General features: G+C 62.6%; 12 protein-coding genes. 6 read left to right on the top strand and 6 right to left on the bottom strand.

What is annotated here, in order from left to right:
* Positions 1-6 precede the first annotated feature (6 nt).
* The 3 genes from NKK50_RS18910 to NKK50_RS18900 all read right to left on the bottom strand — a co-directional run bounded on the left by NKK50_RS18910 (position 7) and on the right by NKK50_RS18900 (position 3,735).
* A complete protein-coding gene (locus tag NKK50_RS18910; RefSeq protein ID WP_352500158.1) occupies positions 7-339 on the bottom strand; it encodes a hypothetical protein in 333 nt (110 codons plus the stop codon).
* A 1,077-nt stretch (positions 340-1,416) separates the two neighbouring features.
* Positions 1,417-3,222 (bottom strand): translation elongation factor 4, encoded by a 1,806-nt coding sequence (gene lepA / locus NKK50_RS18905; RefSeq protein WP_023824050.1) that lies wholly within the window; start codon positions 3,220-3,222, stop codon positions 1,417-1,419.
* Between the two features lie 141 nt (positions 3,223-3,363).
* Positions 3,364-3,735: an endonuclease domain-containing protein gene (locus NKK50_RS18900; protein ID WP_023681256.1), complete on the bottom strand. Its 372-nt coding sequence runs from the start codon at positions 3,733-3,735 to the stop codon at positions 3,364-3,366.
* Between the two features lie 194 nt (positions 3,736-3,929).
* Here NKK50_RS18900 and NKK50_RS18895 point away from each other — a divergent pair, with 194 nt between their 5' ends.
* The 3 genes from NKK50_RS18895 (at position 3,930) to msrA (ending at position 5,831) form a co-directional block, all read left to right on the top strand.
* Positions 3,930-4,631: a DUF1223 domain-containing protein gene (locus NKK50_RS18895; RefSeq protein ID WP_502896468.1), complete on the top strand. Its 702-nt coding sequence runs from the start codon at positions 3,930-3,932 to the stop codon at positions 4,629-4,631.
* 78 nt (positions 4,632-4,709) lie between these two features.
* The gene (locus NKK50_RS18890) at positions 4,710-4,994 is read left to right on the top strand and encodes a hypothetical protein (protein WP_023816156.1); all 285 of its coding nucleotides are present in this window, start codon (positions 4,710-4,712) and stop codon (positions 4,992-4,994) included.
* A gap of 111 nt (positions 4,995-5,105) precedes the next feature.
* Positions 5,106-5,831, top strand: a complete 726-nt coding sequence (gene msrA, locus NKK50_RS18885; RefSeq protein ID WP_352500157.1) for a peptide-methionine (S)-S-oxide reductase MsrA — start codon at positions 5,106-5,108, stop codon at positions 5,829-5,831.
* Positions 5,832-5,996: 165 nt separating this feature from the next.
* Here msrA and NKK50_RS18880 read toward each other — a convergent pair whose 3' ends face one another.
* A complete protein-coding gene (locus NKK50_RS18880; protein WP_023673264.1) occupies positions 5,997-7,001 on the bottom strand; it encodes a cytochrome d ubiquinol oxidase subunit II in 1,005 nt (334 codons plus the stop codon).
* Positions 7,002-7,109: 108 nt separating this feature from the next.
* Positions 7,110-8,471, bottom strand: a complete 1,362-nt coding sequence (locus NKK50_RS18875) for a cytochrome ubiquinol oxidase subunit I (RefSeq protein WP_023673265.1) — start codon at positions 8,469-8,471, stop codon at positions 7,110-7,112.
* Positions 8,472-8,740: 269 nt separating this feature from the next.
* Between NKK50_RS18875 and NKK50_RS18870 the strand changes: the two genes are divergently transcribed.
* On the top strand, positions 8,741-9,667 hold the full coding sequence (locus NKK50_RS18870; RefSeq protein ID WP_023681262.1) for an ABC transporter ATP-binding protein: 927 nt from the start codon (positions 8,741-8,743) through the stop codon (positions 9,665-9,667).
* Positions 9,664-10,425, top strand: coding sequence for an ABC transporter permease (locus NKK50_RS18865; protein WP_023681263.1), 762 nt, complete (start codon positions 9,664-9,666; stop codon positions 10,423-10,425). The genes NKK50_RS18870 and NKK50_RS18865 overlap by 4 nt, the downstream gene beginning before the upstream one ends.
* Before the next feature lie 192 nt (positions 10,426-10,617).
* Here NKK50_RS18865 and NKK50_RS18860 read toward each other — a convergent pair whose 3' ends face one another.
* Positions 10,618-11,649 (bottom strand): phosphatidylglycerol lysyltransferase domain-containing protein, encoded by a 1,032-nt coding sequence (locus tag NKK50_RS18860; protein WP_352543751.1) that lies wholly within the window; start codon positions 11,647-11,649, stop codon positions 10,618-10,620.
* A 188-nt stretch (positions 11,650-11,837) separates the two neighbouring features.
* Between NKK50_RS18860 and NKK50_RS18855 the strand changes: the two genes are divergently transcribed.
* Positions 11,838-12,986 carry a flavin-containing monooxygenase gene (locus tag NKK50_RS18855; RefSeq protein WP_352543750.1) on the top strand — a complete coding sequence of 383 codons (1,149 nt, stop codon included), beginning with the start codon at positions 11,838-11,840 and terminating at the stop codon, positions 12,984-12,986.
* Positions 12,987-12,990: the final 4 nt, after the last annotated feature.

The raw sequence follows: 12,990 nt of genomic DNA, 5'->3' as shown, positions 1-12,990 counted from the left end.
CCCCTTTTATTTAGATATAGAAGTATTGCTTGGTGGCTCGCTGAGAGTGCGATTTCCCATTGAGGTGAGCCGATAGTGGCCGCGTCCGGTGATTGGATTCTTGTAATAGGTGGCTAGGCCTCTACGCTCCAAAGTGCGGTGGCTCACCAGATTGCGAATGACTTGACTTAGTCGGTCGTCCCTCCGGCCCTGGAGGATTTCGCGATCCTCCTGCGTTGGTTCGACTTGTTCGCGCAGCTTTCTGGCTAATTCGGCTGTTGGCATTCCAATCTCCGGTTGTTCCGCATTGGAGAGAATTTCCAGTGCGGGGATTATCAAATCGTTTTCAAGCGTACGCATTCAGGCTCTATATCTCGTTCGAATCCATCGGCGAATCCATATATAGCGATTCGAATCCGAGGAATCAACCGAATCTTAACCGTGTTTATTTACCATTTGAGCGAGTGAGGGGCTCGCCAAATTTCAACCAGTGCTTGTGGCGCTAGAGTTTCTGTAGGGGTTTCAGCAGGGAGTCGCAACGCGGATGGCTACAGGAGACTGGAGCTAGCTCGGTTCTAAGCCAACGACTTCACTAAGCAACGAGCCACTGGCTGCGGGATTGTCGAGCACTTTGTGGTGGTGTGCGACTCGCGTATGCTGAGTTCTATTGGAGGCGAGCATGCCTTGTAACGGTCGGAACCATCAACCTAACTGCACATGCGGCTTTAGTGGTGGGCGACATTCGCGATCACACACATTCCGATGGAAAGGATGGAAGCGCGCGTCCATCCGTAGTTACTGCAACGGACCGTGGTCCAAGTGCCCCGTCTGTCAAGTTGGCGTCTACTACATTTCCGGGCCACGGGGCGGAGGCGCCTTTTTCGACTGCCTTGGTCCACCATGGACGCTGCATCCCTGCACCAACAAACGGCTCACATATTCGCCCTTCGGCCGTACTGGCCGGCCAAAGTTGAGGGTGCTCAAAACCGTACTAGAGGAGAACGGTTTCCTGCCGCTAATCGTGAGAAGAATCGAGAGGGTCAATGGCGGCTCCATTTTGCATGGTGTCATGTGGGACACACCTACCGCACTTCACCTTGGAACAATGGAAATCCTAGACCTTGACATAAATAGGCCCGTGTATGTCCATCGAGACTACTCGGGCTGGGCAATGGTAAGTCACTTCCCAATGGATAGCCTAGAGCCAATCAATATCTGGATGAGAGAAGACACGTTGGGCCCATTGGACCTACTCATGGACCCTTCGCATAAAACGGACAGCGGTCGGTAGCTGTCACTGGCAAGTGCAAACCGCCGACCGGGTCACCCCACTGCCGCAACCCCGGGGTGGGACCCGCTGCCTGCGGCAGCTCCCACCCGGATTTGCGCTCGCATCGACCCACCGGGTCGATGCGTCCGGCCAAAAGGCCGGACCGCTCAATCCCCCATCTTCAAGGCCTGGATAAACGCCTCCTGCGGGATATCCACCTTGCCGAACTGGCGCATCCGCTTCTTGCCCTCTTTCTGCTTGTCGAGCAGCTTGCGTTTGCGCGAGACGTCGCCGCCATAGCACTTCGCGGTGACGTCCTTGCGCAGCGCCGAGATGGTTTCGCGGGCGATGACCTTGCCGCCGATCGCGGCCTGGATCGGGATCTTGAACAGATGGTTCGGGATCAGCTCCTTCAGCTTTTCGCACATCTGGCGGCCGCGCTTTTCCGCCGCCGTGCGGTGGACCAGCATGGACAGCGCGTCGACCGGCTCTTCATTGACCAGGATCGACATTTTCACCAGGTCGCCTTCCTTGTAGTCGGTCAGATGATAGTCGAAGGAGGCGTAGCCCTTGGAGATCGACTTCAGCCGGTCGTAGAAATCGAAGACGACTTCGTTGAGCGGCAGGTCGTAGATCAGCATGGCGCGCTTGCCGACATAGGACAGGTCGGCCTGGATGCCGCGCCTGTCCTGGCAAAGCTTTAGAATGCCGCCGAGATAGTCGTCGGGGGTCAGGATGGTGGCGCGGATCCACGGCTCCTCGATGGCCGAGATTTTCACCACGTCGGGCATGTCGGCCGGGTTGTGCAGCTCCTTCGTCGAGCCGTCGGTAAGCAGTAGCCGGTAGACGACTGATGGAGCCGTGGCGATCAGGTCGAGGTTGAACTCGCGCTCCAGCCGCTCCTGGATGATCTCAAGATGCAAAAGGCCGAGGAAGCCGCAGCGATAGCCGAAGCCGAGCGCGGCACTGGTTTCCATTTCATAGGAGAAGCTGGCGTCGTTGAGGCGCAATTTGCCGACGGCGGCGCGCAGATCCTCGAAATCGGCGGCGTCGACCGGGAACAGGCCGCAAAACACCACCGGCTGCGCCGGCTTGAAGCCGGGCAGCGCGTGCGCGGTCTGGCGCTTGTCCTCGGTGATGGTGTCGCCGACGCGGGTGTCGGCCACTTCCTTGATCGAGCCGGTGAAGAAGCCGAACTCGCCGGGGCCGAGCTCGTCGACATTGATGCGGGCGGGCGTGAACACGCCGGTGCGCTCGACCAGATGTTTTGCGCCGGTACCCATCATGCGGATGGTCGCGCCCTTCTTCAGCACGCCGTCGATGATGCGCACCAGGACGATGACGCCGAGATAGGCGTCGTACCAGCTGTCCACCAGCATGGCTTTCAGGGGTGCCGACGCGTCGCCTTCGCGCGGCGGCGGCAATTGGTGGACGATGGCCTCCAGCACATCGGGAATGCCGAGGCCGGTCTTGGCCGAGATCAGCACGGCGTTGGAGGCGTCGATGCCGATGACTTCCTCGACCTGCTCGCGGATGCGCTCGGGCTCGGCGGCCGGCAGGTCGACCTTGTTCAACACCACGACGATCTCGTGATTGTTGTCGATCGCCTGGTAGACATTGGCCAGCGTCTGCGCCTCGACGCCTTGGGAGGCGTCGACGACCAGCAGCGAGCCCTCGCAGGCGGCGAGCGAACGCGACACTTCATAGGCGAAGTCGACATGGCCGGGCGTGTCGATCAGGTTGAGGATATAGTCCTCGCCATTGTTGGCGCGGTATTTCAGCCGCACCGTCTGCGCCTTGATGGTGATGCCGCGCTCGCGCTCGATGTCCATCGAGTCCAGCACCTGCTCCTTCATGTCGCGCAGCTCCAGCCCGCCGGTGGACTGGATCAGCCGGTCGGCAAGCGTGGATTTGCCATGGTCGATATGGGCGACGATGGAGAAATTGCGGATGTGGTCGAGAGGCGTGCTCATGATGGGGCGGCTTTAGCAGGGGCGGGTTGCAGGGGCAAGCGGGGTGGCGGTGCCCTTGCCTTCTCCCCTTGTGGGAGAAGGTGGATCGGCGCGCAGCGCCGAGACGGATGAGGGGTGTTCCAGCTTGACGCCGGCGTTCTTTCACCGCCATGGCTGCAAACTGACATCCCTTACATAAGCGATTATCGTGGTGCAGACGCTGTCCATGTCTTTCAGGACATCGTCGTTCCAAAAGCGCAACACACGAAAGCCTCTCGCCTCCAGTTCCGTTCTACGGGCCTGGTCTGACTCTGAGTCCGCATGCTGACTCCCATCGATCTCGATGATGAGGAGTGATTCAAGACAAGCGAAATCGGCGACGTATTTTCCAACAGGAACTTGGCGCCGAAATTTGATCCGATCGAGCCTGCGGTCACGTAGTTCGTGCCACAGTTTGTCTTCCGCCTCCGTCATTTCACGTCGGAGCGAACGGGCAAAGTTTCGTTTGGCAGGAGCGACGGGCTGATGTGGCATGACGTTAGATTAACCAACGTCTCACTCCGCTGGAACACCCCTCATCCGTCTCGGCGCTTCGCGCCGATCCACCTTCTCCCACAAGGGGAGAAGGCAACGACGCGTCCGCCCCCAATCACGAAGCGGTGAACCATGTAACGAAGCCTCGGGCAGCGACGAAGTGTGGGATGAACCCGCCGCAACGGAGACCCCCGATGACTGGACTTAACCCAAAACGCGCCGGCATGCTGGTTGCCGTAGGCGCGGCGCTGATGATGCTTGGCGGCGCCGCCTTCGCCCAGCCGCTCACCGTGGTCGAATTGTTCACCAGCCAGGGCTGTTCGTCCTGTCCGCCGGCCAATGCCAACCTGATCAAGGTCAAGGACCAGCCGGGCGTTCTGGCGCTGTCGTTCAACGTCACCTACTGGGACTATCTCGGCTGGAAGGACATTTTCGGCCGCGAGGAATTCACCCAGCGCCAGGTGCGCTATGAGCCGTCGCTCGGCCGCTCCGGCCCGTTCACGCCGCAAGTGGTGGTCAATGGCGGTGCCGACGCGGTGGGCGCGGCACCAGGCGAGATCGAGCAGCTGATTTCCGCGAATGGCCGCACGAAGGGGCCGACGCTGTCGCTAGACGGCGGCAAGATCAGCATCGGCGTCGGTTCCGCGCCGGCCGGCCGCGCCGATGTCTGGCTGGTTCGCTACAACAAGGGCGTCGTCGAGGTGCCGGTGGCGCGCGGCGAGAACACCGGCCGCACGCTGCCGCATGCCAATGTCGTGCACTCGCTGGAGAAACTCGGCAGCTGGAGCGGCGACGCCACCACGCTGCCATTGCCGGCAGCCTCCGGCGGCTTGAGCACCGCCGTGCTGGTGCAGTCGCCGGGTGGTCGGCCGATCCTGGCTGCAGCCGCCGACTGATTCTTTTTCTACGCAACGCCGCTAGCGCGGCATAACCGGGCTCGCATCCGCGCGCCCTCTTCAAGGAGGAATACCATCATGAGCAAGACCCTGACCGCGCTCGCCCTTACGCTTTCGATGACCGGCTTCGCCGCCGGCGCCCGTGCCGACGAAGCGACCAACGCCATGAAGCCGGCGATGGCCACCGAGGCGATGAAGCCCGCGACCGATGCCATGGCGCCGGCGACCGATGCCATGAAGCCCGCCGACCCAATGGCGACGAATGCAATGAAACCCGCCACCGACGCCATGAAACCGGCCGATGCCATGAAGCCCGCAACGGATGCGATGAAGCCGGCGGACGCCATGGCGCCCGCGCAATAAGGCTTGATCCCATGGCCCGGCCGCACAATGGCCGGGCCGGCGCACGGCAATTTGAGAAACCTGGCGGGACGTTCTGTCGTATAGTCTTCGCCACCATCAAGGAGATCAGACATGACCGGCATTGCAAGGACGAGAACGCCGATCTTCAAGAGCGCGCTTGCCGCGCTCATCGTCGCCGCCGCGGCGGCCGCCTTCTGGCAGAGCCCGGCGCGCTCGGCCGAGGACGCGGTGGTGATCCCGCCGCCGGCAGTGGACGAGAAGGCCGCCAGCGGCAGCGAGAAGGCTATCTTCGCCGGCGGCTGCTTCTGGGGCGTGCAGGGCGTGTTCCAGCACGTCAAGGGCGTGACCAAGGCCGTCTCCGGCTACACCGGCGGCGCCAAGGATGACGCCGTTTACGAAACGGTGGGCAGCGGCCGCACCGGCCACGCCGAATCGGTCGAGATCACCTACGATCCGTCCAAGGTGACCTATGGCCAGCTGCTGCAGGTCTATTTCTCGGTCGCCCACAACCCGACGCAGTTGAACTTCCAAGGCCCGGACTCGGGCACCCAGTACCGCTCGACGATCTTTGCCGAGAATGGCGAGCAGCAGAAGATCGCGCAGAGCTACATCGCCCAGCTCGACCAGGCGAAAGTGTTTGCCAAGCCGATCGTCACCACGCTGGAGACGGGCAAAACCTTCTATCCGGCCGAGGAATATCACCAGGACTTTCTGACGCTGAACCCGACCTACCCCTACATCGTCTACAACGATCTGCCCAAGGTGGCGAATTTGAAGGCGCTGTTCCCGGGGTTGTATAGCGAGAAGCCGGTGCTCGTGCTGGCGGGGAAGAGCTGAGCACCTAATCTCCCCCCTCGAGGGGGAGATGTCGCCGGAGGCGACAGAGGGGGTCGGTCCGACCGGACGCGACCTCCTGCGGCAGAAGAAGGTTAGCGCTCCACGCGCGGCGACCCCCTCTGGCCTGCCGGCCATCTCCCCCTCAAGGGGGGAGATCAGCTCCCCTCAATCATACGTCAGATCCGTCGCCTTCCCCCCAAACACCCGATACGCATAGAACGAATAGAAGATGATCACCGGCAGCACGACCACCGTGCCGGCGAGGATGATGGCGAGGCTTTCCGTCGCCGACGCCGCCTGCCAGATGGTCAGCCTGTCGGGCACCACGAAGGGGTAGAACGACCAGGCAAGCCCGGCAAAGCCGAGCGCGAAGATGGTGGCGAGCGTCAGGAACGGCCGCAGCGCATGGCGGTCGTCGGGCTTGGGCAGGTGGAAGGTCTGCCGCCACAGCCACATAAACAGCAGCGCCGACAGGATCGGCAGCGGCGACAGATAGAGCATTTCGGGCCAGACGAACCATTTGGCGAAGATGCGCGGGCTGGCGAATGGGGTCGCCAGCGACACCGCCGCCATGCCGAGCGCGGTCAGCACAAGGGCCGTGCGCAGCCAGGCCACCGCCTTCCTCTGCAATTCGCCCTCGGTCTTGTAGATGACCCAGGCCGCGCCCATCGCTGCATAGGCCGCCGACAGGCAGAGCGCCACCAGCGCCCCGAAAGCGATGCCGCCAAAACCGACATCGAGGCCGAGCACATAGACGCCGAGCATATAGCCTTGCGCCAGCGAGGCGATGACGGAACCGAGGAAGAAAATGCGGTTCCAGCGATGCTTCTTGCCGGCAGGCACTTTGGCGCGGAAATCGAAGGCGACGCCGCGCAGGATGAGGCCGACCAAAAGCACGAAGACCGGAATGTAGAGCGCGGTGAGGATGACGCCATGCGCCAGCGGGAAGGCGACCAGGAGCAGGCCGACGGCCAGCACCAGCCAGGTCTCGTTGGCATCCCAGAACGGGCCTATTGCCGCGATCATGGTGTCCTGCTCGGCATCTTCGGCGACCGAGAACAGGATGCCGATGCCGAGATCGAAACCGTCGAGAATGACGTAGATCAGGATGGCGAGGCCCATCAGGCCGGCGAAGATCAGGGGCAGCGCGGTTGGCCAGTCGAAGCTCATCGGTCTGTCATCCCTCTCATCAACGGTTCTGCCCTTCGCTATGGCTCCGGGCGTTCGTCATTCGAAAAGCCAAATCGTTGGCTTTTCGTCCGCTACGCGGACCATTCCTCACTCCGCTGCGGCCGGTTGCGACATCGCCGTCTTCATCACGCCCGGCAGCGGCGAGGTATCGCCGTCCTTGGCGGCCTTCAGCGCCAGGTGCACCAGCACGCCGAGATAGGCGATCAACAGCAGCACATAGAGGATGAGATAGATGGCGAGCGTCAGCGCGACATGGCTGCCGGCGACCGGGCCGATAGCGTCGGCGGTTTTCAGCACGCCGGTGACCAGCCAGGGCTGGCGGCCGATTTCGGTGGTGTACCAGCCGGCGAGCGTCGCCAGCCAGCCGGAGAGCGCCATCGGCACCATCAGCATGGCCAGCGGCCTCGGCAGGCTGTGCCGGCGCTTGAGGAAGAAGGTCGCCGACCACGAGACGATGAGCATCAAAATGCCGGTGCCGACCATGATGCGGAAGCCCCAGAACACTGGGAACACCGGCGGGTGCAGGCCGGGGTAGTCGTTGAGCCCCGGAACGATACCGCTGGTGGCGTGGCGCAGCACCAGGCTGGCGCCGTCGGGAATGGCGATCTCGAATTTGTTTTCCTTCGCCGCCTCGTCGGGCAGCGCAAACAGCACCAGCGGCACGTTGGGGCCGGTGTTCCAGTTCGCCTCCATGGCGGCGATCTTCTGCGGCTGGTGCTCCAGCGTATTCAGCCCGTGCTGGTCGCCGGCAAAGATCTGGATCGGGATCAGGATGGCGGCGGTGAAGACGCCGGTGCGCAGCGCCTTCCACATCGATTCCGACCGGTCGCCGGTGAGGTAGCGCAGCGCCGACAGGCCGGCGATCAGGAACGACACCGTCAGGCCGGAGGCAAGCAGCATATGCGTCAGACGGTAGGGCATGGACGGGTTGAAGACGATCGCCCACCAGTCGACGGGATGCGCCTTGCCGTCGATCATCTCGAAGCCGGCCGGCGTCTGCATCCAGGAGTTCAGCGCAATGATCCAGAAGGCCGACAGCGTGGTGCCGCCGGCGACCAACACCGTCGCCAGCGTGTGGACGCGGTTGGAGACGCGGCGGAAGCCGAACAGCATGATGCCGAGGAAGGCCGCTTCGAGGAAGAAGGCGGTGAGGATCTCGTAGGCAAGCAGCGGCCCGGCGATGTTGCCTACATGCTCCATATAGCCCGGCCAGTTGGTGCCGAACTGGAAGCTCATGGTGACGCCCGAGACCACGCCCATGGCGAAGGACAGCGCGAACACCTTTACCCAGGTGAAATAGGCGCGCATCCAGGCGGAATCGCCGGTGGCGTTGTAGCGGAGCTTGAAGAACAGCAGCACCCAGCCAAGCGCAATCGTGATGGTCGGAAACAGGATGTGGAACGAGATATTCGCCCCGAACTGCATTCGCGACAGGATGAGCGGGTCCATGCGGGCTCCGGCTGCTGTTTGTTGGCGCAGAATAGGCGGCGGATGCGGTTCGGTCAAAGCGGCTTGGCGTCACGCGGGGCGCGTTGTCGCAGCAGATCGTATCAAACCGTCAGCGCCCGACACCCCCATGACGAAACGGCAAAAGGGGAACGTTTGTCCACAATTGTCAGCAGCGGCATTGACTTCCGAGCCTGCACACCGACATTCAGCGCAATAATAATCCCCGCCTCTTTCAAACAGTCGTTTTCGGCCTCATGTCTTCCACGAATTTGCCTTCCATCATTTCGATTGCCGGGGTCACCAAGACCTACGCCACCGGCTTCAAGGCGCTGAAGGAAATCAACCTCGACATCGAACGCGGCGAGATTTTCGCGCTGCTGGGGCCGAACGGCGCCGGCAAGACGACGCTGATCTCGATCGTCTGCGGCATCGTCAACCGTTCGTCGGGAACGGTGACCGTCGACGGCCACGACATAAACCGAGACTACCGCGCCGCGCGCAGCCTGATCGGGCTGGTGCCGCAGGAGCTGACCATCGACGCGTTCGAGAGCGTCTGGGCAACCGTCACCTACAGCCGCGGCCTGTTTGGCAAGCCGCCCAATCCGGGCTTCGTCGAAAAGGTGCTGCGCGACTTGTCGTTGTGGGACAAGAAGGACGCCAAGGCGATCACGCTGTCGGGCGGCATGAAGCGGCGGCTGATGATTGCAAAGGCGCTGTCACATGAGCCGCGCATCCTGTTCCTCGACGAACCCACGGCCGGCGTCGACGTCGAACTGCGCCAGGACATGTGGGCGATGGTGCGACGGCTGCGCGACGACGGCGTCACCATCATCCTCACCACGCACTATATCGAAGAGGCCGAGGCGATGGCCGACCGTGTCGGTGTCATCAACCGCGGCGAGATCATCCTGGTCGAGGGCAAGGCCGAACTGATGCGCAAGCTCGGCCGCAAGCGCCTGATCGTGGAATTGCGCAACCCGCTCACCGCCATTCCCGATGCATTCTCGCACTACGCTTTGGAGCTGTCGGGCGATGGCACACAGCTGACCTACACCTATGACAACCAGAGCGAACGCCCCGGCGTCGCATCGCTGCTGCGCGAACTCGAGACGGCCGGCATCCAGTTCCGCGACATGGACACGCAAAACAGCTCGCTCGAGGAGATCTTCGTCAATCTGTTGAGGCAAGAGCCATGAATTGGCGAGCAGTATGGGCGATCTACCGGGTCGAGATGGCGCGTGCGTTCCGCACCGTGCTGCAGAGCATCGTCTCGCCGGTGATCTCGACATCGCTTTATTTCGTCGTCTTCGGCTCGGCCATCGGCTCGCGCATCACCGAGATCGACGGCATCAGCTACGGCGCCTTCATCGTGCCCGGCCTGATCATGCTCTCACTGTTGACGCAGTCGATCTCCAACGCCTCCTTTGCCATCTATTTCCCGAAATTCGTCGGCTCCATCTACGAGCTCCTGTCGGCGCCGGTGTCGTATCTGGAGATCGTCATCGCCTATGTCGGCGGCGCCGCGACCAAGTCGATCATCCTCGGCCTGATCATCCTGGCGACGGCCTCGCTGTTCGTGCCGCTCACCATCCAGCATCCGTTCTGGATGCTGGCCTTCCTTGTGTTGACGGCGGTGACCTTCAGCCTGTTCGGCTTCATCATCGGCATATGGGCGAAAAGCTTCGAGCAATTGCAGCTGGTGCCGCTGTTGATCATCACGCCGCTGACCTTCCTCGGCGGCAGCTTCTATTCGATCAACATGCTGCCCGAGACCTGGCGCACGGTGACGCTGTTCAACCCGGTCGTCTACCTGATCAGCGGTTTCCGCTGGAGCTTTTACGGCAAGTCCGATGTCTCGGTCGCAGTCAGCCTGGGCATGACGATGGTGTTCCTCGCCATCTGCATCGCCATCGTCGCCTGGATCTTCCGCACCGGCTACCGGCTGCGCAACTGACCCTGCCGCTCTAAAGCGCGTCGCGTTTGAACGGACTCAGGCGACGCGCATTAGGTCTTTGTTTTTATGCATGTCGTTTGCTCAAATCGGGACCACTTTTGAGCGACATGCAAATAGGCGATCGCCCGTGCGCCGGTCAAATCAACAGTTTTGCTGGGGGCAAATTGGCCACGTTGGCCGCCACGCTTCTTGCTAGATCGCCTTGATGAGGCGCAGCAACCCCAGCATCTCGATCAGCCTGCCCTCGCGGAAGGCGATGTAGGTCGGTTCCTCGACGCCGTGGAAGCGGCGCTTGAACGCCGCCTGGCCCTTGAGGTTGAACTTGCTGCGGTTGACCCAGGGCGACTCATAGGCCCGCTCGAAGGCGTTGCGCCAGAAGCTCGATTCGGCAAAGCCGTTGGCTCCGACGTCGAGCATCGGCGACAGGCCGAGCGTGACGACAGAAATGCCCTCATTGCGAAACCGGTCGACGGCGAATTTGGTCAGCCCGATTTCGGCATGCGGCGAGGCATCGATGTGCTTGCGCTTGAACGAGGTGGTGTAGCCGATCACCTTGCCGCCACTGAACATCGGATCGAAATCGAGCAGGGCGACGAGCTCGCCTTCCGGGCTGTAGAGCACGAAACGGCGCATATCGATGCCGAGATGATCGGCAAAGGGCCGGTTGAGGAACGCCATCTCCCAGCGCTTGACGATGCGGTCTGCCCGCCAGTTCTGCGACAGGCGCTGGACCTCGTCGAGATAGACCGCTCCTTCGCCAAAGGAAAACCCCTTCTTCAAGAGCCAGCGTTCGGAATAGCGCACGGTTTCGTTGCGCTTGCCGGAAAAATCGTGAGCCGGCAGTTCCAGCCGCGTGTCGACGCCGAGACGGTTGACCTGGTAGCCGAGCCCGGACAGCACGCGCGCCGTCGGTTCGCCGATCTGCACGAACCACGGGCTGTCGGCGGCTTCGACAAAGCGCCTGATATAGTCGGACCGATCGGCCGGATGGGCCACCGGGTCACCGAGCGCGAAATGGTGCTTCATCTTGGTGCCGAAGGCGATGTAGCCGTCGGCGTCACCGAAATAGGACAGTTTTTGCTGCACGGCGGTCGAATAGGCCAGCGAGAAGTCGCCGTGGCGGCGGACAAGCGCCAGCCGCTCGACATGCGAAAAATCCTGGCGCGGCACCTTGGCTGCGGCGCCCTCCAGCAGTCTGTCGAGAAAGATACGCAAGGAGGGCATGGTCGAGCTTCCGCGTGCCGATGATAAACAGAGGCTTGCCCCCAAGGCCTCGAATCAGTCGCATTGACGCGACCTCATTATCGATCATATCGCCCCTGTGCCATATGGGACGTGCCACATAGGACGGGTCCCCCATGGCGCACCTAAAAGGAAATCTCGACCGAATGGCGGCTACGACAAGCGAAACGATGCCTATCGTCCTGGGGCCGAAAGGACCCGACGATACGGTTATCGTCATCGGCGCCGGCGCGGCGGGGCTGGCGGCCGCCGACGCGCTTGGCCGGCGCGGCGTGCGGGTCGTCGTGCTTGAAAAGGAGCCGCGGATCGCCGAACCGTGGCGACGGCGGCACGAGAAGCTGACCCTCAACACGCATCGCGCGCTATCGGCCCTGCCCGGCCTTGCCTATCCGCCACGCACCGCCGCCTTTCCGAACAAGGATGCCATCGTCGGTTATCTCCAGGATTTTGCCCGCGCGCGCGGCGTAAGGGTCGAATTCGGCACCGCCGCCGAGCGGATCGGACGCAGAGGCAATGGCTGGCTCGTCCATACGGGCCGGGAAACGCTGAGCGCCCGCAATGTCATCGTCGCCACCGGCCGCGACCGCTTGCCATGGACGCCGGACTGGCAAGGCAAGGCGACTTTCACCGGCAAACTTGTCCACGCCGCCGATTTCGGCACAGCACAGGACTATGTGGGCAAAAGCGTGCTGGTGGTCGGAGCCGGAAATTCCGGCTTCGACGTGCTCAACCACCTCGCCCGCGCCGACACCAAGGCCATCTGCTTGTCAGCCAGGCAGGGTCCGTCGCTGATGCCGAAACGGATCGGCAAGGTCGCCGTGGCGCGCTTCGGCGGTTTCATGGCGATGCTGCCGACGTGGATTGCCGATGCCGCGATTGCCGCGACGCAGCGGCTGGTGTTCGGCGACCTCGCCCCCTTCGGCCTGCCGCCAGCGCCGAAGGGCGGCGCCAGCCGGCTCGGCGTCGAGCAAATCGCGATCGCCGTCGACGACGGCGCGGTTGCCGCGCTGAAGGCCGGATGGATTTCGGTGGTGGCGCCGGTGGCGGCTTTCGAAGGCGCCGGCGTGCGGCTAAACGACGGCACGGTGCTCGAGCCGGATGTGGTGATCGCGGCAACCGGCTATCGCACCGGCCTGGAGGCCATGCTGGGCGATCTCGGCGTGCTCGACGCCAAGGGCGTGCCGAAGGCCAATGGCGGCACCCCGAGCGGCCAGCCCGGCCTGTGGTTCATCGGCATGCGGCCAAGCCTGACCAGCTATTTTCACAGCGCCGGCCTGCAGGCCGAAGCGATTGCCCGTCAGATCGCCAAGGGGTTGTAGACGA

The sequence above is a fragment of the Mesorhizobium sp. M0001 genome, from assembly GCF_040324255.1.
In the GTDB taxonomy this organism is placed as follows: Bacteria; Pseudomonadota; Alphaproteobacteria; order Rhizobiales; family Rhizobiaceae; genus Mesorhizobium.
The sequence above is the reverse complement of the archived record's forward strand: the minus strand, read 5'-3'. Positions and strand labels throughout refer to the sequence as shown.